The organism is Ekhidna sp. (genome assembly GCF_963691765.1).
Lineage (GTDB): Bacteria > Bacteroidota > Bacteroidia > Cytophagales > Cyclobacteriaceae > Ekhidna.
In genome coordinates this window covers 1,729,232-1,753,265 of sequence record NZ_OY829375.1, presented here as the reverse complement: position 1 = coordinate 1,753,265, position 24,034 = coordinate 1,729,232, and the positions used below count along the sequence as shown (strand labels likewise).

General features: G+C 38.7%; 19 protein-coding genes. 7 read left to right on the top strand and 12 right to left on the bottom strand.

All coding sequences use genetic code 11. The features are described 5' to 3' along the window. Together ACY650_RS08160 and ACY650_RS08155 are read left to right on the top strand one after the other, a co-directional pair. Positions 1-951, top strand: coding sequence for a threonine ammonia-lyase (locus tag ACY650_RS08160; protein WP_462253579.1), 951 nt, complete (start codon positions 1-3; stop codon positions 949-951). After that, positions 952-1,836 (top strand): diacylglycerol/lipid kinase family protein, encoded by an 885-nt coding sequence (locus tag ACY650_RS08155; RefSeq protein ID WP_462253577.1) that lies wholly within the window; start codon positions 952-954, stop codon positions 1,834-1,836. Here ACY650_RS08155 and lgt read toward each other — a convergent pair. Beyond that, the gene (gene lgt / locus ACY650_RS08150) at positions 1,826-2,623 is read right to left on the bottom strand and encodes a prolipoprotein diacylglyceryl transferase (RefSeq protein WP_462253575.1); all 798 of its coding nucleotides are present in this window, start codon (positions 2,621-2,623) and stop codon (positions 1,826-1,828) included. The genes ACY650_RS08155 and lgt overlap by 11 nt on opposite strands. A gap of 75 nt (positions 2,624-2,698) precedes the next feature. Here lgt and ACY650_RS08145 point away from each other — a divergent pair, with 75 nt between their 5' ends. Next, complete coding sequence (locus ACY650_RS08145; protein WP_462253573.1) at positions 2,699-4,534, top strand: AMP-dependent synthetase/ligase; 1,836 nt, start codon at positions 2,699-2,701, stop codon at positions 4,532-4,534. Here ACY650_RS08145 and ACY650_RS08140 read toward each other — a convergent pair whose 3' ends face one another. Then, positions 4,535-5,017, bottom strand: coding sequence for a PaaI family thioesterase (locus ACY650_RS08140; protein WP_462253571.1), 483 nt, complete (start codon positions 5,015-5,017; stop codon positions 4,535-4,537). A gap of 66 nt (positions 5,018-5,083) precedes the next feature. Here ACY650_RS08140 and ACY650_RS08135 point away from each other — a divergent pair, with 66 nt between their 5' ends. After that, on the top strand, positions 5,084-5,968 hold the full coding sequence (locus tag ACY650_RS08135) for an MBL fold metallo-hydrolase (RefSeq protein ID WP_462253569.1): 885 nt from the start codon (positions 5,084-5,086) through the stop codon (positions 5,966-5,968). 35 nt (positions 5,969-6,003) lie between these two features. Here the strand turns inward: ACY650_RS08135 and ACY650_RS08130 are convergent, their stop codons facing one another. From ACY650_RS08130 to ACY650_RS08110, 5 genes are all read right to left on the bottom strand, one after another. Continuing rightward, positions 6,004-7,470, bottom strand: coding sequence for a RagB/SusD family nutrient uptake outer membrane protein (locus ACY650_RS08130; protein ID WP_462253567.1), 1,467 nt, complete (start codon positions 7,468-7,470; stop codon positions 6,004-6,006). A 29-nt stretch (positions 7,471-7,499) separates the two neighbouring features. Further along, complete coding sequence (locus ACY650_RS08125) at positions 7,500-10,565, bottom strand: SusC/RagA family TonB-linked outer membrane protein (protein ID WP_462253565.1); 3,066 nt, start codon at positions 10,563-10,565, stop codon at positions 7,500-7,502. 113 nt (positions 10,566-10,678) lie between these two features. Further along, positions 10,679-13,048, bottom strand: a complete 2,370-nt coding sequence (locus tag ACY650_RS08120) for an ABC transporter permease (protein WP_462253563.1) — start codon at positions 13,046-13,048, stop codon at positions 10,679-10,681. A 199-nt stretch (positions 13,049-13,247) separates the two neighbouring features. Continuing rightward, entirely contained in the window at positions 13,248-15,626 is a 2,379-nt protein-coding gene (locus ACY650_RS08115; RefSeq protein WP_462253561.1) for an ABC transporter permease, read from the bottom strand. A gap of 222 nt (positions 15,627-15,848) precedes the next feature. After that, the gene (locus ACY650_RS08110) at positions 15,849-16,172 is read right to left on the bottom strand and encodes a DoxX family protein (RefSeq protein ID WP_462253559.1); all 324 of its coding nucleotides are present in this window, start codon (positions 16,170-16,172) and stop codon (positions 15,849-15,851) included. Positions 16,173-16,250: 78 nt separating this feature from the next. On the opposite strand from ACY650_RS08110, the gene ACY650_RS08105 reads away from it, so the two are divergent. Beyond that, positions 16,251-18,419, top strand: a complete 2,169-nt coding sequence (locus ACY650_RS08105) for an acylase (RefSeq protein WP_462253557.1) — start codon at positions 16,251-16,253, stop codon at positions 18,417-18,419. A gap of 142 nt (positions 18,420-18,561) precedes the next feature. Further along, positions 18,562-18,744, top strand: a complete 183-nt coding sequence (locus ACY650_RS08100) for a hypothetical protein (protein ID WP_462253555.1) — start codon at positions 18,562-18,564, stop codon at positions 18,742-18,744. A gap of 55 nt (positions 18,745-18,799) precedes the next feature. On the opposite strand, the gene ACY650_RS08095 is transcribed toward ACY650_RS08100, so the two are convergent. The 3 genes from ACY650_RS08095 to ACY650_RS08085 form a co-directional block, all read right to left on the bottom strand. Next, a complete protein-coding gene (locus tag ACY650_RS08095) occupies positions 18,800-19,519 on the bottom strand; it encodes a hypothetical protein (RefSeq protein ID WP_462253553.1) in 720 nt (239 codons plus the stop codon). 150 nt (positions 19,520-19,669) lie between these two features. Further along, entirely contained in the window at positions 19,670-20,248 is a 579-nt protein-coding gene (locus tag ACY650_RS08090; protein ID WP_462253552.1) for a hypothetical protein, read from the bottom strand. Positions 20,249-20,318: 70 nt separating this feature from the next. Beyond that, the gene (locus ACY650_RS08085; protein WP_462253550.1) at positions 20,319-21,734 is read right to left on the bottom strand and encodes an FAD-binding oxidoreductase; all 1,416 of its coding nucleotides are present in this window, start codon (positions 21,732-21,734) and stop codon (positions 20,319-20,321) included. Between the two features lie 158 nt (positions 21,735-21,892). Between ACY650_RS08085 and ACY650_RS08080 the strand changes: the two genes are divergently transcribed. Further along, positions 21,893-22,606, top strand: a complete 714-nt coding sequence (locus ACY650_RS08080) for a membrane or secreted protein (protein WP_462253548.1) — start codon at positions 21,893-21,895, stop codon at positions 22,604-22,606. 2 nt (positions 22,607-22,608) lie between these two features. Here ACY650_RS08080 and ACY650_RS08075 read toward each other — a convergent pair whose 3' ends face one another. Together ACY650_RS08075 and ACY650_RS08070 are read right to left on the bottom strand one after the other, a co-directional pair. Then, the gene (locus tag ACY650_RS08075) at positions 22,609-23,235 is read right to left on the bottom strand and encodes a hypothetical protein (protein ID WP_462253546.1); all 627 of its coding nucleotides are present in this window, start codon (positions 23,233-23,235) and stop codon (positions 22,609-22,611) included. Between the two features lie 6 nt (positions 23,236-23,241). Next, on the bottom strand, positions 23,242-24,030 hold the full coding sequence (locus ACY650_RS08070; RefSeq protein WP_462253544.1) for an MOSC domain-containing protein: 789 nt from the start codon (positions 24,028-24,030) through the stop codon (positions 23,242-23,244). Positions 24,031-24,034 lie beyond the last annotated feature (4 nt).

Genomic DNA, 24,034 nt, shown 5'->3' with positions numbered 1-24,034 from the left:
ATGCTAACCAAAACACCATCATTTTCAGACATTAAGCGTGCGCATCAGCGCATCTCAAATTACATCATTCAGACTCCTGTGATGACATCTAAGAACATCGACGAGATCGCAGGGTGTCACATTTTTTTTAAGTGTGAGAACTTTCAGAAGGTTGGTGCTTTTAAGATGAGAGGAGCGTCAAATGCCATTTTTAGCATTCGCCCTGAGGATAGAGTAAATGGATTTGCCTGTCATTCTTCAGGTAATCATGGCCAAGCAGTGGCCTTGGCGGCCAAGCTTGCGGGTAGCAAAGCATATGTTGTAATGCCTAAAAACTCTTCTAAAGTAAAAATTGATGCCGTAAAAGGGTACGATGCCGAAGTTGTGCTTTGCGAGCCAAATGATAAGTCCAGAACCCAAACATGCGAAGACGTAGTGAAGCGAACAGGTGCAATTTTGATTCATCCGTTTGATGACTACAATATCATTGCAGGTCAGGCATCTGCAGCAAAAGAATTGATTGAAGAAATTGACGAGCTTGATGCAATCATATCTCCAGTAGGTGGAGGTGGATTGGCTGCAGGAACTGCATTAATAGCTCATCACCTCGATCCGAATATGGAAGTTTACTTGGGTGAACCTAAAGAGGTGGATGATACTTTTCAGTCATTTAAAGCTGGGAAAATAGTGCCGAATAAATCTGCCAATACCATAGCAGATGGGCTAAAGACTACTGTAGGAGAAAAGAACTTTGAGATTTTGAAGGACCATGTGAAGGAAGTATTCACAGTTACTGAGAAGGAAATTATCGATGCGATGAAACTCATTTGGGAACGAATGAAAATCGTGATTGAGCCTTCTTGCGCAGTGCCCTTTGCAGCGATATTGAAAAATAAGAAAGTATTTAAAGACAAGCACGTAGGAGTAATTCTTACGGGAGGAAATGTAGATCTCACCAAATTGCCATTTTAAATGAGCGAGAGAAAGATTTTTGTGGTCTGGAATCCCTTTGCCGGAGGTAAGGTGGCGGCTAATTGCAAAAAGCTTTCTACTGCCCTTGAAGATCGAAAAATAGACTTTCAGGTTTTTGACACAAATGAAACGAAGAGTGCTGCAAAGACGGTAAGCAAATACCTGGACCAAACTTTTACAGATCTTATTGTCATTGGTGGGGACGGCACCATCAACGAGTCCATAAATGGGTTGAAATATGACATCCCTGTAGGGATAATACCTTCTGGAACTGGTGATGATTTCATCAAAAATATATCGATAGGTAAAACTGTAAATGACTTTATAGATACGGCTATTGATGGAACCATCATTCGAATAGATTTAGGACAGTGTAACGATAGAAAATTTGTCAATGGCGTCGGGATAGGCTTTGATGGCCAAATTGTAGAAGATATGACTGCAAAACCCGTCCGCTTTCTAAAGGGACATGCTGCATATTACTATCATGTACTGCGAATTCTTGGAGGCTATCGAGAAAAACAATTTCAATTTTCATTAGATGATGGCAAGAAGCATAGTGAGGAATTGATACTCCTAACGATAGGAAATGGAACCACATTTGGTGGTGGTTTCAAGCTTATGCCTGACGCTAAAATTGATGACGGAGTATTGGAAATTTGTGAGATAGGTAAAGTATCACCATTGAGAAGATTTCTCAATGTAGCAAGGCTATCAAAGGGGACACATGGTGTTTTGAAAGAAGTGAAATTCCATAAATCTAAAGAGGTGCTTGTTGAAGCCAACGATTTACTTTTTGCTCATATTGATGGAGAAAAAATGGGCAATCCTCCTTTTAACATTACTGTACTGCCAAAGGCACTGCAACTTCGAATCAGTTCTTGAATTTTGCTTTTTTCTTAAATCTCAGGTAGGCCCAAACGGTAAAAGCTATAACGCCGAGACTGATAAACTGAGAATGAGAAAGTATTCCATCTACTATGTATCCTCGTTCTTCATCTCCCCTAAAAATTTCAATAATACCTCTTCCAAACGCGTATAAAATGATATAAATAAAGAAGAGTTGCCCCTCAAATCGATTATGTCTTTTGAGCATCAGGAGGAGTGTCATAATCCCAAAAATTAATGTTGCTGAATAAAGCTGTGTTGGGTGAAGGTGTGTATGAAGTGGTTCTGCTTGCGAAGCTGGGTCTGTAAATGTTACACCCCAAGCCATTTCTGTTGGCGTTCCGTGGCAACAGCCTGCGAAAAAGCAACCAATTCTTCCAAGACCATGGATAATACATGCTGTTATAGCTAAGCGATCCATCAAAGGCCAAAGAGGCCATTTCTCTTTTCTAAAATACCAGACAACAAGTGGCACAGCAAATAAAAGTGAGCCATAGAAAACAAATCCAGTTCGGAAGTTTTGAGTCATGTTTTCCCACGAACTGAAATAGAATTTAGGATTTTCAAGATAGAAAAATAGCTTACCTCCAACGAAGGCCGACACAATAACCAGTATAGCTAAATTCTGAATTTGATCGCGTTCTATTCCTAGGTCTTTCTTCGCTACATATGTCATGTAGAAGAAGCCAAGCGTTGCGCCAATCATAATCATGAAGCCATAAGTATGAATGGTGAAATCTCCAATGGAAAATAGTTCCGGATGCATTTTTGCAGGTATTTTCACTGAAAATTAGGGGAAAATACTAACACTTTTGTTCCAATTTGGTTGACAATTTTGCACGCTTCAACCAGAATAAAAATGAGACTATTTGATTTACTCTATCGACAATTCGATGAGAACCCCCTTTCCGATGCATTTGCGCATAAGGTATTAGGTTTTTGGAAAAAATATAGCACTGGCGATTCGCTTAAGATTATCAATCAGCTAAGTCAGGGGCTAGTTGAATTAGGAATAAAGCCAGGAGACAAAATTTCAATCGTTTCTGAGGGTAGACCAGAATGGTGCTTTGTTGATATGGCGTGTCAGCAAGTTGGGGCAATCCTTGTACCGCTTTACCCTACGCTAAGTCCACAGGAATACAAGACGATTCTAGAGGAAGCAGAAGTGAAAATGATATTTGTTTCCAATGGAACAACATTAAAATCAGTGGCCGCTGCAGCTAAGGAGCTTAATATTGATGCGCTCTATACATTTAATAAAATTGGAGGCTCCAAAAGCTGGTTGGACGTTATGCGTGCCGGTAAAGGAAAGAATAAAGAAGCCGTCGAAAGAAGAAAGCAATCTGTGAACGCTGATGATGTTTGTACCATCATCTATACTTCTGGTACATCGGGTAAACCGAAGGGGGTAATGCTCACGCACACCAACATTGTAAGTAATGTTTTGGAGTCGGCCAAGGTAAGTACCCTTGATCGAGGAAAAGATCGCGCGTTAAGCTTTTTACCACTCAATCATATTTATGAAAAAACAGGGATCTATATATACATCAATATAGCAGCTGGGATATACTTTGCTGAAAGCTTAGAAACCATCGCAGATAACCTTAAAGAAGTGAAGCCGCACACATTTAATACAGTACCTCGACTTCTGGAAAAAGTTTATGATAAGATTATTAAGAAAGGAAATGACCTTTCTACAATCAAAAAAGGAATTTTCAATCGAGCGATAACACTGGGACTAAACTACGACCCAAATAAAAATCAAGGAACGCTTTATAATCGGCAATTATCTGTTGCCAATAAGTTGGTTTTCAGTAAGTGGAGGGAGGCCTTAGGCGGAAACATCAAGCAAATTCAATGTGGGGCTTCAGCACTGCAGCCACGACTTGCAAGAGTATTTTGGGCTGCTGGAATTCATGTGCTAGAAGGCTACGGACTTACGGAGACGTCACCAGTAATCGCTGCAAATAGAATGGATGGATTGAGCATCGGTTCTGTTGGAAAGGTTTATGATAACCTTGAAGTGAAGTTGGGAGATGAAGATGAAATTATGGTCAAAGGACCAAGTGTCATGAAGGGGTATTATAAAAATGAAGCGCTGACGAAAGAGGTACTCACCGAGGATGGTTGGTTCAAAACAGGAGATGTTGGTAAAATCATGCACGGATTTTTATATATCACGGATCGTAAAAAGGAGCTTTTCAAAACATCTGGAGGATTATACATCGCTCCACAGCAAGCGGAGAATAAGCTGAAAGAATCCATTCTCATCGAACAAGCAATGGTCGTTGGTGAGGGTCAAAAATTCCCAGCTGTGCTAATTGTCCCTAATATGGATGAAGTATTGGCGCAACTTAGCGGCACATATTCATTGGTGGACTTTGATGATATGCGCAAAGATCCTAAAGTAAGAGCCTTATTCCAGAAAGAGCTTGACAGAGTAAATGAGGAGCTAGGCAAATGGGCAAAGATCAAAGAGTTTAGACTTATCAGTAAACCATGGACGCCAGAAACAGGGGAGCTTACACCTACAATGAAGCTCAAACGAAGAGTGATAATGGAAAAGTGCAAGTTGATTCTAGATACTATTTATGCAGATAAGTCTGAATTTAGTCTTGCAGATTTTGAGAACTTGAAAATTGAAGAAATGTCACTTGAAGAGCTTGAAAGATTCGAGGAAATGGAATCGCTTTAATCAACTCTTAAATACAGATTCTTGATTTTCGCTACTGTCAAATACGCGTATGGCTACGACATCTGCTTCTGCAGTTTTCTGACCATCTTCAGAGAGGAAATCGCATTTTAATACCGTTTTTCGACCCTTTACCTCAATTACTTTTGCTCTTAATTCGACGGTCGTATTGGGAGTGGGTTTTAGATACTTGACACTTAGTGTGCCTGTAGCATAGCGATATTCCGGATCAGTATCAAGGGATCTACCCTCTCTTTTATACGCATCGGCCATGGCCGTACCCATGCAATGACAATCTATTAGTGTAGCGATTATACCTCCATTCATTAGTTTGCTCCAGCCATGGTACTTTTCTTCAGACGCCCATTTGCAAACAGACTCATCACCTTCCCAATAGCTTTTGATTTGCAAACCGTCATGGTTGTGGCCACATCCAAAACATACGTTTTCTGGCATGTGATCTTGAAAATATTTTGACTCGCTCATTTTAGTAACTTTACATAAAGCTGATCTCAATATGAGATGCTACCTGTTCGCCAAAAATAACCCATTATGTATCACACCCTTGACTTGCATTTTCAAAATTACGAGCATGCCATTGCCGCCTTTATTATAGAAACAGAAGATGGACCTGTCTTAATAGAATCTGGGCCATATAGTACATTTCCTAGCCTAGAAAAGGGACTACACAACCTTGGCTATAAAGTAGGAGATGTTAAACACCTACTATTGTCACATATTCACTTTGATCATGCAGGCGCCGCCTGGGCATTTGCAGAAAAAGGAGCTACGATTTACTTGCATCCATTCGGATTTGATCACATGCATGACCCTTCAAAACTAGTAGCTTCGGCAACAATGATTTATGGAGATCAGATGGACTCCTTATGGGGTAAAATGGAAGGAATCCCGAAAAAGAATTTGAAGATTGTGGATCATGATGAGGGTATCGAAATTGGCGGACAAACTTTTCGAGCATTGCACACTCCAGGACATGCTAAACATCATGTCGCTTGGCAATGGAAAGATACCATATTCACAGGTGATGCTGCGGGGGTAAAAATCGAAGGTGGGCCTGTAGTGCCTCCGTGTCCACCTCCGGATATTAACCTAGAAGATTGGATGCACTCGATAGACCTTATACTTTCTAAGAATCCTAATAGATTAGTATTGACTCATTACGGTGAAGAGATCAATCCTAATATTCATATGAAAGAATTGAAGGAGATCTTAAATGACTGGGCATTGTGGATCAAAGCTAAGTGGGAAGAAGGTTTAAGTAATGATGAGATTACACCCCTTTTTATGAAGTATACAACCAAGCAACTAAAGGATCGTGGGGTATCGGATCATGGGACAAAACTTTACGAAGCTGCAAATCCATCATGGATGAGTGTTGCAGGTTTGGTTAGGTATTGGAAGAAGAAACAAGCATAAAAAAAGGCCTCATTTTGAGGCCTTTTGATTAAGTCTTAGTTGCATAGTCCAGGACTCGCATCACACTCAGATTGAGGTATTGGTAGAATAAATCTATCATCAAGGGGATCTAAGTTGGAATTGGTAATAAATGCCGTAAGCCCATTGGCTGCTTGCCTTTTAAGATCATGAAAGATGACACCTTCGTAAAGCAACTCTCGATTTCTTTCAACAATTAGGCTATCGTAAAATTCGAAAGCTGTCAAAGTATCAAGAAGTGCTGGCAATCCTGCGCGGGTTCTGATTGCATTTACATCTGCCAATGCGGTAGCATCAATTGGATCTCCGGTAAAATTTTGTTCCAATATTGCTTCAGCTCTTGATAGATGCATTTCTGCTAGACGAACCAACGGTATTACATCAGTATTTCTAAGAAACTTTGCAGAACTTATTGTAAAAGTATTAACAGCATCTAAGTAATATAAGCTATCGACATTATCTGCTGAACTTGATACAGAGTCAATGTTGGCACGAAAGTCCTCATCACTAAACATTGGATTATTTGCTAAGAATGAAGAGTTTAAAGAGGAAGGTTGGATACGGAAAGTACTACCAAAATCATTAAAGGATGAAAAGAAAGCAGACAATCCAGTTGTGTTTGTTCCTGTGTTGCTAGCGGCATTTTGTTCGACTACAAGTATTTCTTCACCAGAATTAGTCGGATTATTGAATGCGTCAAATGATCGCGACTCTAGTGTAAATGGTCCACCAATAACATTGTTCAAGAACCCTTCAGCTGCACTATAATCGTTTCTTTGCATTGCTGCTTTTGCTAAATATGCTTGGCAAGCAAAATATGAAATCCGATTATTGTTAGTTCCTAAAGATTGCAAGTTTGTGGAAGCTGCATTTAGGTCAGACTCTATTTGAGTATAGATAGCACTCACACTTGCTTTTGTTGGAGTACCAATATCATCAACTGATTGGATAGGATCCACAATTAGAGGAATGGCTAAGTCATTTGCAGAACCCTGAAATTGAGGACCCCATAGTCTCACCATTTCAAAGTAAAGAATACCTCGAATCGCTAGAGCTTCTCCTTCTATCTGCATTCGAGCACTATTGTTTTCGATGTTGTCAAGATTTGCCAGTATATCATTGACAATATTGATGGTCTCATACCCTCGACGCCAGTTTGCTTCAACTCTAATATTCGTTTCAAGCACACTTTTCCGTACAAAATCTTCATAACCGGGAGCATTAGTCTCGTCCCATGATACTTCTAGATTGACTTGTCTCGTCAACAAAGTGGCAATCATTTTGAAATCTCCACCCAAAAGTTCGCCTCCATCAGAGCCATCATTGATACCATAAAGATTATAATATGCACCGTTGAGTGCATTTTCAATAGAAGCTTGGTCTACCAGAATATTTCCACTTAATGAATTTTCTGCATCGATATCCAATATATCGTTGCAACCTGCAAAAGCAATAAGTATTAAAAAGGCGACTGCTTGTCTCATTGTGTGAATTGTCTTAAATGCTTTCATGATTAAAATCCGATTTTGATACCTGACATAAATATTCTAGGCTGTGGAGCAGTGAAATTGTCAATGCCACGGCTGATATTTTGACCAATAATGCCATCCAGCGGATCAAAATAACTGACATCAGGGTCATACCCGATGTAATCTGTGAATGTGAGAAGGTTTGTAGCGCCTACGTATACACTTAGGTTTCGTAAACCCATTCCCGAAAGCTTATCTGAAGGAAAATTATATGTGATGGTAATGTTCTTTAATCTAACATAACTTCCATCTTCAAGCCATCTAGTAGAAGAGTTAGGTTCGTCTTGGAATGGATTCAATGCAGGGTATGGAGCTGTATCTCCAGACTCATACCATCTGTTGCTTTCCCTCGACAACTGACCGAGGTTTAAGATTCCACTATTGGCAAGAAACTCGCCCGTTGCAAAATACAAGTCAACGCCGCCTACAAATTGGAACATAGTTGAAAGTGTCCAGTTTTTATAAGTAATGGAGTTTGTCAAACCTCCGAAGAAGTCTGGATTGGGATCTCCAACAATTTGGCGAGGTGCATCTTCCCAATTGTTTGTGGTGCCTCCATTTCCATCATCATAGAGTGCATCACCGTTTGTAGGATCTACACCAACAAATTTTCTCATATAAAAAACACCTGCTGATTCACCTTCCAAAAAGGCATTAACACCAACAATAGCTTGTTCTCCATTCAAATCAGTAACAGTGTTTTTGTTAAATGAGATATTGAAATCAGTAGTCCAGGAAAAATCAGAATTGGAAACATTTATAGAGTTAATATTAACTTCTAAGCCTTTGTTTTCCATCGTGCCGATGTTGTCAAAAATGGTTGAAAAACCAGAGGTCTGGGATACTGGAACTGGGAATAACAAGTCGGTTGTAGTTTTTATGTAATAATCAAGTGATCCACTAATTCGATCACTCAATATTCCAAAATCTACTCCTATGTTAAATTGTGAGGTAGTCTCCCATTTAAGATTCTCATTAGAAAGGTTAGCTAATTCAACGGCATCTTCATCATCATATCTTGTTCTGATGTAGTTTCTTCTATATAGAAAATCATCTATTGGAGCATTGCCAACAAGGCCGAAACTAGTTCTTAACCTGAGTCGACTAATAGTATTAGAACTAAAAAAATCTGCGTTATTTATATTCCATCCTGCAGATGCAGCAGGGAAATATCCAAATCGATTGTCTTCACTGAATTTTGAACTTCCATCCATTCTTCCAGTTAGTTGGAAATCGTAAAGGTTACCGATTGAATAACTTACTCTAGCATATGAGGATAAGAATACGTTTGCGTCTCCTTGAATTGGCTCTTCAAACAAAGAAGCATCCGTTTCATTTAGAGACTCCAAAATCGAGATGCCATTGACATTTGCCTGCCTAAAGTCAAAGCTGGTAGTTGATTTTTGATACGAACCCCCTACAATAATTGAGAGTTTGTTATCACCTGACATATCCGGGCTATAAGTTGCCCATCCATTAAATACATAATTATTTGTAAGTTGCTCGCTAAGTTGAGATCTACCATCAGGAGCCCCATCTAATGTTTCAGGCCCTTGTCTCCTTTCTAAGCGCGAATCACTTCTATCAATACCGCCGTTAACATCAAAAGAAAGTTTATCTGAAACTTCATATCTGAATCCTAAGCTTCCAATTATGCTATTACTTGTAGCCTGATTGTCTGCAAAATTTGTCTCTGTAAGCGGGTTATATTCTAAACTTCTGACAATTAATCGATAGTTATCTGATGGATCGAAGCTATCAGAAGGAGGTAAAACAATTGCTTGAAGAGGAGCACCTAAATCTTGGTCATCATTTAGACGATCATCCTGGGTTCTGATAAAATTAAAATTCAGATTGGCAGATAATTTATCTGTGATCTTACTGTCGAGTGATACTGAACCATTGAATCTGTCAAATTTATTTCCAACAAGTATTCCTTCTTGAGTCGTATATCCAACAGAGGCGAAATATCCCAGCTGCTCTGTACCACCCTGAATGTCAACGTTGGCTCTGTGCGAGGGGGCACTTCGAAATATCTCATCTTGCCAGTCTGTGTTAGATGTTAGTTCATTGTAAAATGAAGGAATATTGAATGTGAACGATTGATTCGTTGCATCATCAACAAACGTTATCCCTGTCAATCCTTGATCAAAATACGTTTCTAAAAAGCTGCGAGTTATATCGGTTCTTTGCCCATCAATTTCAATCTCTGGATCCACCGTAAGTCCTGCAATACCTACTTCAAAACCACGAAGAATACTTTCAAATGTTTGTATTCTACTCTCATCGCCAGATTGTATATCTAGTTTTTTAGGTGTTTGGCTTATGGCAAATTGGTAGTCTACATTTACTTGCATTCCTCCAGTGTTGCCACTCTTTGTAGTTATTATAATTACTCCATTTGCAGCGCGGGTTCCATAAATAGCCGTTGCTGCTGCATCCTTAAGAATTTCTATTGATTCAATATTGCTAGGATTTATGTTGGATTGATTGCCTGAAGTAAGTGGCACACCATCAACAACATAAAGAGGCTGATTCGATGCAGAAAGTGATGATCCACCCCGGATCCTCACCGTAGTTCCCTGACCTAATTTTCCGCTAGAATTTTGAACAAACAATCCAGCGGTCACGCCTTGATTTGCTTGCTCAAGATTAATCAGCGGTGCAGGGCTTACATCTTCAGCTGCTACACTGGAGACACTACTCGTCAATTGGTCTTTGCTTTGTGAGCCGATGCCCAAATTGACAACATTGTAAGAACTTCCTGAGCTCTTTACATTAATAGCCAGAGAATTTTGACCTGTCAGATAAATCTTCTGTGTTTGGATTCCCTCACCGCTTACAACTAAGGTTTCATAGCCATCCGAAAGTTGGATTGTAAAGTTTCCATTTTCGTCTGTAGTGGCAGTTGTAGACGAGCCATCTATCTTAACAGTTGCTCCGGGGACACCTTCTCCATTTTCGTTGGTAACAGTTCCACGTAAGGTGACCTGAGCAGAAATGGTGAACACTATCAATAGTGATACCAGGCAGGTTAGTATTGGTTTCATAAAGTGGTAGTTGAGTTACTGTCCTAAAAATAGCCAGATTACTCGGTATCAGGACATAAAAAAGGGCAGTAATCTATGACTATGCCCTTTTCTTCGATTTTAAACCTGTTTTCTTATTCGTAGCGTAGTGACTCTACTGGGTTCTTAAGTGCAGTGTTTAGAATTCTAACAGTCGCGAATGTCAATGCTACACCGACCAGAATCACGAATGGTATTGCTACAGTTATTAATGTCACACCTTGATAAACTTCAAAAATAGATCCCATGATGAGCTCAAGTATGAAGTAAGAGGCTCCTGCTCCTATCGATGCCGAAATGACAAGGAGCCAGAAAAATTCAGTATTTAGTAGTAAGATGATTTGATTCACTGTGGCTCCAAGAACTTTTCTTACTCCTATTTCTTTCATGCGCTTGATGATGTTCAAAGAAACCAATGTGTATAATCCAATCGTTGAAAGGATTAGGGCTACTAACGCCAGGAATTGAAACATAAACATGATGTTGACATTCACTTCCTCTGCTTGGGCAATGCTGTCTTCGTAATCACAATTGAAAGGCTTATTAGGAAATACTCCCAGCCATTTAGCTTCGAGCATATCATAAAGTTTGATCGGATCAAGGTCGCTTTTTGCAATTACGTAGTATCTCGTATCTTCTCGAGCAATTCTTATACCTGCTGGCTCAATTTTGTCAAAAACGCCTTCATCATAAAAGTCTTTAATAACGCCGATTACATTTAGTCGGGTAGAATCATCAATTCTCACGATTTTACCGATTGGATCTTCCCATCCAAATTCGCTTACAAGCTTCTCATTAACCACTATGGAGTTTTTACGCTCATACTCTTGCATTTTGCCATCAAAAAATCGCCCTTCGACCATTTCAAGCTCCATGAAATCGAAATACTCTGGAGTAAAATCCATCATACTCGATTCTATTTGAGTTTGCTCATTTGTTAAAGTCCTACTGTAGTGCCAGTCACCGATTCGATTAAAAGTACTCGCTACTGCTGTGATTTCGGGCATTTGTTCAACAAGAGGTTGGAAGCCTTTCCATTCAGATTGATTTTCTACAGCAATAGAAAACGTCTGATCCTTGGTAAACCCTAAATCAAACGCTGCTTGATAGTTGGTGTTGTTATAAAATGCATAGCCAGAAATCAAAGCGAGTGCTGTGGTCATATACTGTGCTCCAAGCAACACTTTTGAGAATCTGCTGCTTCCACCAAGTTGGAGATTGCCTCGAAGAATCTTTACCGGCTGATACTTGCTGATGTAAAGTGATGGGTACGCTCCAGCTACAAGTGCTGTAAATATGAGTAGCGCGCTTAGGAATACGAAAATCTCTGGATTACTAGAAAAGTTTAGTTCTAGATCTATAAAGTCCCATATGGCGCTGTACGCTGGGACAAGCATGTCTGCAAGAGCCAGACCAACCAATAATGCACCGAAGCATAGGATCAAATTCTCTCCCATAAATTGTAAGATCAATTGCTTTCTTCTGCTTCCCATGACCTTACGAATACCGATCTCCTTTAATCGCTTACTTGAGATGGCTATTGATGTATTGGTGAAGTTGAAACATGCAATTAAAAGCAATTGAATAGCCATCACAACAGGTCCAATGATTGCCGATGAAGGAGGCAAATCTTTCAACCAATTTGAGCGGATGTCTCCTGAGTTTTCAGCCAGATGTGTTAATTGTTCTGCGTAGTATCCCGCGATCTGAAAATTTTCACGTGCTTTGTTTTGAACCTCAATTGAATTTGCATTTACATAATCAATGACATTTTGAGGATACTCCCCGTTTGTCATTACAAAAGTTGCGGAGTTGAAGTTTTTCCAATCATCATTGCTAAAATCTCGGATTCGAAGGTAATTGTCGTAATGTGTGATTGCTCGAAAAATCATCGATGAGTTTGTCGGCATATCTTCAATCACACCACCTACTATAAATGGAAATTCTTTCCCATCAGTGTCAATCAATGTAATTAACTCGCCTCTTGGATCCTCCTCACCAAAGTATACCTCTGCCATATCTTCGGTAAGGACGATTTTACTTTTATCTAGCAAAACATCTTTATCTCCATACTTGAATGGGAACGTGAACATGTCAAAATAGTCATCCTCTGCAAAAGCAATATTTTGGATAAGCACATTTTGATCTTTTTTAATCACATATCCTGTGGATACATAGCGAGAAGAGTGGGTCACCCCTGAGATATTGTCCTTAATCTGAGCACCTAATGCTACAGGTGTAATTCCATAACGTACCTTTTCACCTTGAACAGATTTATAGGAATGGATCTTGTAGATGCGCTCATGATTCGCATGGTTCCTATCAAAATCAGCATTGTATTTCCAATTCAAATAACCTACGATACAGCAAGCCAATGAAAGGCCGAGTCCAATTAGATTTATAAATACGTAGGTCTTGTTTCTGGAGAAATTCCGTAAGGTGATTTTCAAAAAGTTATTAAACATGGTAAGGTCGTTTGACCTTTATATTCCAACAAATGTGCCACTGGACATAAAATGCTGATATATAGCATGTTATGATCTATCCACTTTGTTGTTATTGTTCGATAACGAACTGTATATTCGGACACACTACTCCAGTAGACCATAAAAAAAGGGCAATAATTCATGATTATGCCCTTCTTAAAATGCGCTTTATATGTTTCTATTCATATCGTAATGAATCAACAGGATTTTTAATAGCGGTACGTAAAATCCTTGTTGAAGCTATTAGTATTGCAATTCCAACCAATGCAACAATAGGTGAAAGCATAGTTAATAAATCTGTGTTTTTATAAACTGCAAATATGCTAGGCATAAGAAGGAGGTCAATAACTACATAAGTTAAACCAGCACCTATTACAGCAAAAATTAAAAGGAGCCAGAAAAACTGCTTGTTCATTAGCACCAAGATTTGTTTGATGGAGGCTCCAAGTACCTTTCGTACGCCTATTTCTTTCACTCTTTTAATGATGTTTAGTGATACTAGCGTGTATAGACCAATTGATGAAAGCACCAATGCCAGAAGACCAAGGAATTGAAACATCTTCATGATGTTCTTATTTACTAGGTCAATTGAAGCCAACTCTTCATCCATAAATTCTGCATTGAATGGAGTATTAGGAGCCACTTCGTACCATTTGGATTCCATTAGGTCATAGAATGCTCGCTGATCAATGTTGCTTTTCATAACTACAAAGTTCATGGCTTCTTTGTCCGCTAGTCTAAATGCAGATGGCTCGACTGGATTAAAGAATCCCCACATGTAAAAGTCCTCCATTACACCAATTACTTTTAGGCGTGTGCTATCGTCGATACTCACAGTTTTGCCTAGTGGCTTTTCCCATCCAAATTCTTTCACCATGGCCTCATTGACAATTATTGAATTCTCTTTATCAAATTCGTAAAGGTCATTATTAAAGTACCTGCCATCTACCATTTGGAGATTCATCAACTCTTGATAGTCTAAACTGAAATTCATCATTCCTGCTTCCAATTCTTTATCCTCCGATTTCAACGTTCTTCCGTAATTCCACCATCCGATATGGTGAGTGGTACCTGTAATCTGATCCACTTCAGTCATTTGACTTACCAGGTTATTGAACCTTTCGTATTCGGATTGATTCTCTACTCTTACCCCCAAGATGTTGTTTTTTTCGAACCCTATATCAAAATTGTTTTGATAGTCAGCATTGTTAGAAAATGCTAAAGAAGATATGAGGGCAATGCTGGTAAACATATACTGTGCACCAAGTAAGATTTTTGAAAACCAATTGGTGCCACCAAGAGTAAGACTTCCTCTTAGAATATTAACAGGTTGATATGCACTGATATATAGCGATGGATATGCCCCTGCGACAATTGAGGTAATTATCAATAATCCGATCAAGAAAAGGTATATCTCACTATCAGTTGCAAGGTTTAACTCCAAATTAATGAAGTCCCAAAGTGCGCTATATGTTGGTACCAGAAAAAATGCAAATCCAAGTCCTACGACCATTGCTAAAAATGAAAGAATGAGGTTTTCACCCATGAATTGAGCTATGAGTTGCTTTCGATCGCTTCCCATAACTTTACGTATTCCTATTTCTTTCAATCTTTTACTGGAAATTGCAATACTGGTATTTGTGAAATTGAAGCATGCAATCAGGAGCATCAAAATAGCCATGACAAGAGGTGCAATAATTGCTGGTGGTGGTGGCGGCTCATTTAACCAGTTGGCGCGAATAGATTCAACGGATGCTCCCAGGTTGGTTAATTGAATGATGTAGTAGTTGCCAATTTGAAAATCTTCCCTTGCTTCATTTTGAACGGCGACATAGTTTGCGTTGATGTCGTCCACAAGATTTTGAGGGTAGCCATTTTCAACCATCACGAACGTAGCCGCAACGAAATTTCTCCAGTCACCTGATTCTAGATTTCGAATTTTTAGATAATTATCAAAATGTGTGATGGCGCCAAAAGTGACTGATGAGTTTGAAACAAATGGTTCTAAAACACCGCCAACAGTCATTGGATATTCCTTACCTTCTTCATCTATTACAGTTATGATTTCACCAGTAGGATCTACATCTTCGCCAAAGTAGCTGTTTGCGGTGTTGGTACTAAGTATGATCTTACTTTGATCAAGTAAAGCTTCTTTATTCCCATACTTGAATGGGTAAGTGAACATGTCAAAGAAGTCTTCCTCCGCAAATCCAATATTGCGATTAAATACTTTTAAATCCTTTTTTAAGACTAGTCCACTTGTAGTGTATCTGGAGTAGTGGGAAATGCCTGTGATTTTATCCTTGATTACTTCACCTAATGCTATTGGAGTGATACCGTAAGGCACGTTTCTTCCCTGAACGTCTTTGTTGATATGAATCTTGTAGATCTTCTCATGGTTTGCATGATTCTTATCATAGTCGGCAGCAAACTTCCAATTTAGGTATCCAACAACGCAACAAGCCAATGATAGGCCCAGTCCTAGAACATTGATTAAAACGTAGGATTTGTTTTTAAGAAAATTACGGGCAGTGATCTTGAAGAAATTCTTGAGCATAGTCTTTTTGAGTTAGTGATCCTAATCTAATTGATTAGAAAAATTGCAAAAGGTTGCATTCATTCTTAGATCACCTCAAGTATACTTCGTGTTTAAACTCAGCTTAGTGTAAGCATTTAGCAATTACCAAAGGCATTCATTAAAACAGGAGGATGTTTCTAACAACTTGGTAGAGACCTATTACTTTCCTTCTCAAATTTGATAGCTTCCCATATAGAATGGCTAAACATACAAGTATGCCCACCAGATAAGTAAAAATTGCATTGGTAGTCTTAAAGCAAGCACCCATACCATCTTTTTCTTTCGTAATCCTTTCTTAAAGTGATAAATGTTGGCCGGGTAGACAGCGATTAAAAGAGCGATGATTCCCCAAGCTGATATTGAAGTTAGGCTTGGAATAAGTAATCCAATCCCCAGTAATATTTCTGCGATTCCGCTTAACCAGTTGATCAATTTTGGATGAGAAAAAAATGGAGGAACGATTGACTCGTAAAAACGAGGCATTATAAAATGGTTAATTCCTGCAGCAATATAGAGGAATGCCATTATCCAGAGTGAGATATTATCGAAGGACATCCTCCTAAATTAGATATATTTGATAACGATCAAAATTCAACCCCACCTATGTACAGATACCTCACCTTCCTTTTCATTGTCTTTGTTTCATGTGCTCCTGAAAGCACCAACCCGGATATTAAAAAATGGGAAACCCAGGCAGATAATATTACAATCATTCGTGATGATTTTGGAGTTCCCCACATTTATGGTCAGACGGATGCTGATGCTGTCTTTGGTTTGCTATATGCACAATGTGAAGATGATTTTAGAAGGGTTGAAAGGAACTTTACCTGGGCCATTGGTAGGCTTGCTGAAGCGGAGGGTGAAGAATTACTGTACAGTGATTTACGTGCTCGATTATTTATGACCGAAGATGAAGCGCGAGATTACTATCAATCTGCTCCAGACTGGTTAAAGAAGTTGTGTGTGGCCTGGGCTGATGGTATTAATTATTACCTACATACGCACCCAGAGGTAGAACCCAAAGTGATAAAGAAATATGAGCCATGGATGACAATGTATTTTACAGAAGGCTCAATTGGAGGAGATATTGAGCGTGTTTCGACAAGAAAAATCAGAGCATTTTATGAGGGGTTGGAAGGGAAATCGATGGCACATAGCGAACTTGAAAGCGAAGCTTATTTCATGGAAGAACCAAAAGGATCGAATGGATTTGCTGTTTCTGGTGATTTGACAGCATCAGGTGATGCGATGTTACTAATCAACCCACATACTTCATTCTACTTCCGAGGTGAAGTACATGCCGTTAGTGAAGAAGGGTTAAATGCTTACGGGGCTGTTACCTGGGGTCAGTTTTTTGTCTATCAGGGATTTAATGAAAATACAGGGTGGATGCATACCTCTACCTACACGGATGTGATTGATGAATTCAAAGAAACCATTATTGAAAAAGATGATGGCATTTTTTATCGATACGGCGATGAGGAAAGACCTGTTGAAGTAAGTGAAGTCACCTTGAAATTTATGGATAATGGGGAGATGAAAGAGCGAACATTCCCAATGTATAGAACGCACCATGGGCCAATTACTCATCAGGTAGATGGACAGTGGACAGCCACCGCTATGATGTGGGAGCCAGTAAAAGCTTTGGAACAATCATATACAAGATCTAAAAAGAAAAATTTGGCTGAGTTTGACGAGATGATGGATATAAGGACTAATTCCTCCAATAACACTGTTTTTGCAGATTCAGAGGGAAATATCGCCTACTATCATGGTAATTTCATTCCGATCAGAGATGAACAATTTGATTATACTGCTCCAGTTGATGGAAGTAATCCGGACACAGATTGGCAAGGGTTACATACAGTAGATGAGGCAATAACTGTGTTGAATCCTGAAAATGGATGGATTCAAAATTGCAATTCCACCCCTTTTACCTCAGCGATGCAATACAGTCCAAAAAAGGAGGATTATCCCAGTTACATGTCTCGAATCCCTGAAAATTTCAGAGGCGTACATGCAATTGGGTTATTAGTTGATGCAAAAGACTTAACCATTGACAAGATGATTGATCTTGCTTATGATCCCTATTTGCCAGCATTTGAGAAAGTAATACCTGGGTTAATTGCCGCATATGATCAATCTCCGGAGGTAAGTATTTCGGGCCCTATTGAGGTGCTTAGAAATTGGGATATGAAAACAGGAGTCGAATCTGTCGGGATGACATTGGCACATTTCTATGGCATGAACCTTTACAGGAATGCTGAGATTCCAGACGGCCTAATTGGTATGGAACGCTTCAATTACTTCGGTACGGGATTAGAAGAAGCAAGAAGAATTGAAATTTTCATCATGGCATTAGCAGAATTGGAAGAACGAATGGGGAGTTGGAATACACCATGGGGTGAGGTCAATCGATTTCAACGTGTCGATGGATCGATAGATCTACAATTTGATGATGAGGCACCTAGTGTGCCGGTTGGTTTAACAACTGGAAGGTGGGGAGCTCTAGCAGCATATGGAATGCGTTCTTCGCAAGAAACGAATAAAATTTATGGTACTAGAGGTAATAGTTTTGTTGCGGTTGTAGAGTTTGGTGATAAGGTGAAAGCTAAAACGATTTTAGCAGGAGGGCAAAGTAGCGATATTAATTCCACTCATTTTTATGATCAAGCTGAAATGTACGCCAATAAGCAATTCAAAGATGTGGCATACTACAGAGAGGATGTAGAAGCTAGAGCTGAAGAATCGTACAAACCTGGAAAGAGGTAAGTGTAAGATTGCAATTTTAGACTAATAGACAGATAACGTAAGGTTGACTTCTAAACCAGGCCATTCACCGAAAAGCACTTTTCAGAAGTTTTTTAATAGAGTAGATTCATGGTATTAAAGAAAAAAATAAACCAGCAGATCTATGAGAAACGAAAATATTTATCCATCCAAATCAAGAATTTTAAGAGCCACCAAGATTGAAATTTATGGATCTCTTTCAGAGAAGTTTGGCTCTTCGTATGGAATCCCTCAAAAGGATTCGGAAAGTGATCATGTTATGAACTTCCAACTTGATCGATTATTTACAATTATCCACGATAACTAATATTGAGACATAAAAAAACCAGGACTAAGCCTGGTCTTTTAAGAGGTTGTTACTCCTAAGCGTCGGCCCAATTTTTGGCCATAGAGTACATTTGATCAAACAAACTGTTAATCACAGGAATCATTTCTCCTTTCAATTCGGAAGGTAATATCTGAGTTAGCTCTGATATTTCATCATCACTTATACCTGTGGAATGATTCTCTTCAGTTTCCTGATGCATTTGACCGAAATAATCCAATTGACTATATAAGTCCGCATTTTTAAGTTGAGGGTGTATGGCCTCTTTGAACTTATCAAATGTGATCTCCAAAACCTCGATCATCAGCATACGAGCAACCGGATCAGTGTATTGCTTGATATATCTTGAGAACGTATAGATCGTTTCCCTAACTTCTATAGTTGCGTCATCCCAAACGTTAGTGATTAATTCAATTGATGCAGAATTTTTGAATTTTCCGCTCATGAATGCTAGATCGTTTAGATACCATTCCCAATGATTTGAATCTTCATCACTGTGTGTGTTTACGCTTTTTTCTAAATCGTTTGAAGGATTTTCATATCTGACTAACTGCATCAGGTCCTTAAATCCCATAACGAAAAACAACATCTTGGGAACGAACTCTAACTTTTCCCGAATGTCAATGTCCTGTTTAAGTTTTTGGTGCAGTGGATTGTTGGCAAACTTCTGAGCTCCAAGCTGGAATTCTTCTCGGAGCTTAAAGTTTAAATCAATTTCTTCTTGAGTTTCTACTGTTTTTTGAACGTGAGTAATCATAGCTTTTTTTGATTTAAAATGTTATAAAAAAGATAAAAACGTTATAAGTGTAATTATCTACTTAGAAATATAACTGATAAAAACCGCTATTTGTTATATTATTACATAATATTATTTCTCACAACGTATAGACATCAATAAATTGAATGGCTACCAAGTGATTCTGAAGGTGCATCTTTCGCCACCTTCCCTTCTTGTTTCTTTAGTAGAATCAAGTTGAACTTTTAAGAATGAGCCTTCTGGTTTAAATGTTCTGGCAATGTGCACAATGAGTCCTTCTTCAAATTTGCTTGGATAAGGCGTATGACAAACGAGGATTGCTTCCTTGTTGGCTTCATCATATCTCACAAGATCGTAGTGGCCAATACCTTCTGTCATTTGACCAGTATTCGGATCAAACATTGGTTTATTGTTTTTTCTGTGATTCATATGATAAGCCACATCTATTGATCTAAGAGCACTTTCTAAGCCATCCATTGGAGGGAAGGCGGCTCCTTCCATCACTTCTTTACCGATCATAAAAAGGTTCATCTCGCCTATTGAATCTGCAATCTCCTTCATCGCATCCAAAAGAGATTGCAAATCGTTCCATGCTCCTTCTTCTGTATTCAGACCGTATTTCTCAATGATTTCTTGTTTGCGTTGTTTGCTTAGTGCTCCAAGTGCAACTATTGGTAATTCGTTACCACCGGCCTCTATTCCGGTTTCGAAAGCTTTGTATTCTGCCATATTTTGTGGGTTTTTGGCAAAAAAATAAAGCACTGAAATTAATAATACAAAATAACTGAATACATTATGTTTAACTTATCAAATGATAACGACCGGGAGCTATTATACCATTAGGATCTAGATGATCTTTAATTGCTTGCTTCAAGGATTTCATTGGGTCTTTTACATTTGATAAGTACGGAGCCATATTTTCCACATCAAGCCGGTAAGGATAGATTCCATTGTTTTTTAGCATATTCAAAAGCTCTTCCGCCCATTTTCCTGCTTTATCTATTTCTTCTTGGTTATTTCTGTTGAAATAGACTCGAGAAAAGACCTCAAGTGAATACTCATCCAGTCCAATGATAGAAATAGCTGGATTAAATGAAGTGCTTTTTGAATAATTCAAAATCAGATCAATGATTTTGGCGCCATCGCCACAAAATGGAATAACAGGTAATACGCAGCGAAATCCTGGTAGCTCTTTATAAATATCTAGATCAGGATTTTCTTCATTCAATGCAACTCCAAATGCTTTGGCAGTGGAAATCAAGGAATGATCATTTGGCATTCCATTGTATCTGTCAATTCTTACTTTAACTGGTGCAAGGGCAGATGAATGATCTTCCTCGGAATCATACTTTCTAACCTCTTCTACTATATCAGCTAAGGCTTCGCCAACGATTGCATTTTTTACAGAGCGGATTTCTGACTCTCCATGTGTGACAAACCAGCAAATCCATTTGCTTTCATTGGCAGAAGCTTCGAATAGTTCAAAGATTTTTGGATCATTTTGGCTGTCTATCTCTAACGAATGACCAACTATTCCTTTTCTAACCAAAAGACTGAAAGCACTAAGAAAATTACCCAGTTGTTCATTTGGGATAATAGATAGATGAAGTGTGAAACTTTGTTTAGGAATTAGATTGATGACAGCCTCTGTCACAATTCCCAGATTTGATTGAGTAAATAGGTGAGTGAAATCGGGTCCTAAGCCATACTTGTAGAATGAAGATGTACCCTCTCGGTAAGAACCAAAGCCAGTAGAAAATTCCTTACCGTTTGAGCTCATAATTTTCAGTTCTCTAATATCATTCGCACGTTGACCATTCTTTCCACTGCCTCGTTCCACCGCATTCGCTAAGATGGATGAATGAGCATCACTGCCAGTGACATTAAGGATCAAGTCTGGATGATTTGATTTTAGGTAGTTAGCTAGTTGAATTTGAGTAACACCTGGTTGAATCCTTGCGTAAGCAAGTGATTCATTTACTTCAATGATTTCATCTAAGCCTGAAAGATTAATAATGTCCGAATCAACCACAGGTAATTTTGACCCCAGTCCCCAATTGTGACCGGTTGAAATGGGATATATAGGCCTGCCATTTTTATTGGCAAAAACCAGTATTTCTTTAAGATCAGCAATTGAATCAGGTTTCCAAATATTGGAAATCTTCCGTGACGGGAATTCCGTCACGTTTAGTGAGTAGTCTAGTGTTGTATCCATTTGGGCTTACCTTTATATTAAAGATAATGTTTTGGTAGTATCAAAACGACTTATTACACATAATGTTATTAAGCTAATTAAATATAACGCTGTAAGCCCACTTAGTAGGCGAATCCTTAAATACTTATCTTTAAGAAAGAATTTCAACCAATATCAATATGAAGAATTTCCTATCTCTCTGTATTTGGCTATTTATTGCGCCACTCGCCTATTCTCAAGATTTAATTGGCGCATGGAAATGGATGGAGACTGGCGAAGAAGGCGAGCAAGTAAAAGGAGTGGTCACATTTACGAAAGGATATCAAGTGGCGGCATGGTTTGACGCAGAAACAGGAAACTTTATTCGAACCAATGGTGGCACATGGAATTTGGATGGGAATACGATGACTGAGATTGCGGAGTTCAATTCTGAAGATCCAGAAAAAGTTGGAAAAGAAGTATCGTTTGAAATCGAATGGAATGGTACAGATAAAATGAGAATTGTTGGTATGGATACTTGGGCTGAACGAGTAGATAATGGAGAGCCTGGTGATCTGGCTGGTGCCTGGCTAATATCCGCTAGAAAACGAAATGGCGACCTTCAATCGATCAATACGCTTCGTCCACGAAAGACAATGAAGATTTTATCAGGCACCAGGTTTCAATGGGTAGCTTATAATGTTGCTACAAAGCAATTTATGGGTACCGGTGGAGGTACTTATACCACTGTGGACGGTAAGTATACTGAGAACATAGAATTTTTCTCTCGGGATAATAGTAGAGTAGGGGCAAGCTTAGAATTTAACTATGCCATTGATGACGGTGATTGGCAACATTCAGGTAAAAACAGTCGTGGTGAGCCATTATTTGAGATATGGACTCAAAGAGATTGAGGTTATTCTTTGGCTAAAATGTCGTCGCAGAATTGAATAAGTTCTTGCATTGATTCAACATCATTGAAAAATATTTCCTGATCTTTAAGGTATTGCTTTAATTCTGGCTTATAATCTCGTAACAGTTCTGAAATATTTCTTTTGTTAACATAGCCGGCCATTCGATCTCTTTTATTATAAAAGATCAGCGTTAGTTTGTTCTTTTTGCCATTTGATGTACCTCCATTTAATCGATATTCTGTTACAGAAGTGGATTCTGTGATGAGTAGATTTAAAATTTCCCCTTCATGAATCAGCTCCATGAATTGGTAATCGTTATAACCTAAAGAGATTGTGATGAAATTTCTATTTGCGGAACGAGCACTGTCGTAAAAATGAAATTTAAGGACCTGTCTAGGAGTAAGTGTAACCTCTCTTTCCTTCACTTTTACCTTTAGAATACCACCTGGTATAATTGGATTTATTACAAACTCAGCGTTTCTTATACTTTTCTTGTTGGCCAAGTAGATACTTCCTTTGAGCCATTCACTTGTAGATTGTTTAAATCCATTGGCAGCATCTTTAATTTGACCTTGAAGAAGAATAGGTAGAATGATGAAAAATGCTATAAGGTATTTTACAACTTTCATTTCTAATTAATTCGGGATGATGGGATCTCCAACCTTTATAATCCCATTAGAAAGCGCTAATGTATTTACTCCAAATATTACGTCGTTTCCTTCTCGCCGATAGGTTGCCAAAGTTTTCAGTGGCTCTTTTCCTATCTGGCCTGTATCCTGATCGATCGTGGTAAATATGCATCTTTTACAAGGATGTGAAACATGGAATTGCACATCACCTATCTCAATTTTTTGCCACTCATCTTCTACAAAAGCTTCCCCACCAGCAAAGACGATGTTTGGCCTAAATCTATTCATGGGAAGCTGAGATTCTAACCTTTTATTTAGATCTGCTAAAGATGATTCACCAAGTATTAAGTATGGGTAGCCATCAGCAAAACTGACATTTTCGTTATTCACGGCACGTTCTGGATTCACTGGGCGCGTTGCAGTTTCCTTCATAAACACCAACCTACTTGGTTCACCAATAATTTTTGAAAACCACTCATTGATATGGCTGGGAGCTTGATGTGCCTCTACATGATCATTCCATACTTTCGCCACAACATTTTTTCCATCATCCAAAACTAACGGGACCTTCATATCTGGCATACCCTTGTATGATGCTGCTATGTTTTCATCATCTATTGATACAACAACCTGTGATAAATGTGGATGCGTTCTTTGAGTGATGAGGCTATTATCTTCACTTATAAGCATCCAGCGTCTATCATGCTTGAACCCTCTTTCCAATACTTGTGCTTCTTTTAAGGAAATACCTTGAAGCGATTTTATGGGATAGATGTATAGGCCAGATACGTTCATGTAA

What these genes read in the sequence shown, in the direction of transcription:
- ACY650_RS08160 (WP_462253579.1), top strand. Translation starts at nt 1, where the DNA reads ATGCTAACCAAAACACCATCATTTTCAGACATTAAGCGTGCGCATCAG.
- ACY650_RS08155 (WP_462253577.1), top strand. Translation starts at nt 952, where the DNA reads ATGAGCGAGAGAAAGATTTTTGTGGTCTGGAATCCCTTTGCCGGAGGT.
- ACY650_RS08145 (WP_462253573.1), top strand. Translation starts at nt 2,699, where the DNA reads ATGAGACTATTTGATTTACTCTATCGACAATTCGATGAGAACCCCCTT.
- ACY650_RS08140 (WP_462253571.1), bottom strand. Translation starts at nt 5,017, where the DNA reads ATGAGCGAGTCAAAATATTTTCAAGATCACATGCCAGAAAACGTATGT.
- ACY650_RS08135 (WP_462253569.1), top strand. Translation starts at nt 5,084, where the DNA reads ATGTATCACACCCTTGACTTGCATTTTCAAAATTACGAGCATGCCATT.
- ACY650_RS08130 (WP_462253567.1), bottom strand. Translation starts at nt 7,470, where the DNA reads ATGAGACAAGCAGTCGCCTTTTTAATACTTATTGCTTTTGCAGGTTGC.
- ACY650_RS08125 (WP_462253565.1), bottom strand. Translation starts at nt 10,565, where the DNA reads ATGAAACCAATACTAACCTGCCTGGTATCACTATTGATAGTGTTCACC.
- ACY650_RS08120 (WP_462253563.1), bottom strand. Translation starts at nt 13,048, where the DNA reads ATGTTTAATAACTTTTTGAAAATCACCTTACGGAATTTCTCCAGAAAC.
- ACY650_RS08115 (WP_462253561.1), bottom strand. Translation starts at nt 15,626, where the DNA reads ATGCTCAAGAATTTCTTCAAGATCACTGCCCGTAATTTTCTTAAAAAC.
- ACY650_RS08110 (WP_462253559.1), bottom strand. Translation starts at nt 16,172, where the DNA reads ATGGCATTCCTCTATATTGCTGCAGGAATTAACCATTTTATAATGCCT.
- ACY650_RS08105 (WP_462253557.1), top strand. Translation starts at nt 16,251, where the DNA reads ATGTACAGATACCTCACCTTCCTTTTCATTGTCTTTGTTTCATGTGCT.
- ACY650_RS08100 (WP_462253555.1), top strand. Translation starts at nt 18,562, where the DNA reads ATGAGAAACGAAAATATTTATCCATCCAAATCAAGAATTTTAAGAGCC.
- ACY650_RS08095 (WP_462253553.1), bottom strand. Translation starts at nt 19,519, where the DNA reads ATGATTACTCACGTTCAAAAAACAGTAGAAACTCAAGAAGAAATTGAT.
- ACY650_RS08090 (WP_462253552.1), bottom strand. Translation starts at nt 20,248, where the DNA reads ATGGCAGAATACAAAGCTTTCGAAACCGGAATAGAGGCCGGTGGTAAC.
- ACY650_RS08085 (WP_462253550.1), bottom strand. Translation starts at nt 21,734, where the DNA reads ATGGATACAACACTAGACTACTCACTAAACGTGACGGAATTCCCGTCA.
- ACY650_RS08080 (WP_462253548.1), top strand. Translation starts at nt 21,893, where the DNA reads ATGAAGAATTTCCTATCTCTCTGTATTTGGCTATTTATTGCGCCACTC.
- ACY650_RS08075 (WP_462253546.1), bottom strand. Translation starts at nt 23,235, where the DNA reads ATGAAAGTTGTAAAATACCTTATAGCATTTTTCATCATTCTACCTATT.
- ACY650_RS08070 (WP_462253544.1), bottom strand. Translation starts at nt 24,030, where the DNA reads ATGAACGTATCTGGCCTATACATCTATCCCATAAAATCGCTTCAAGGT.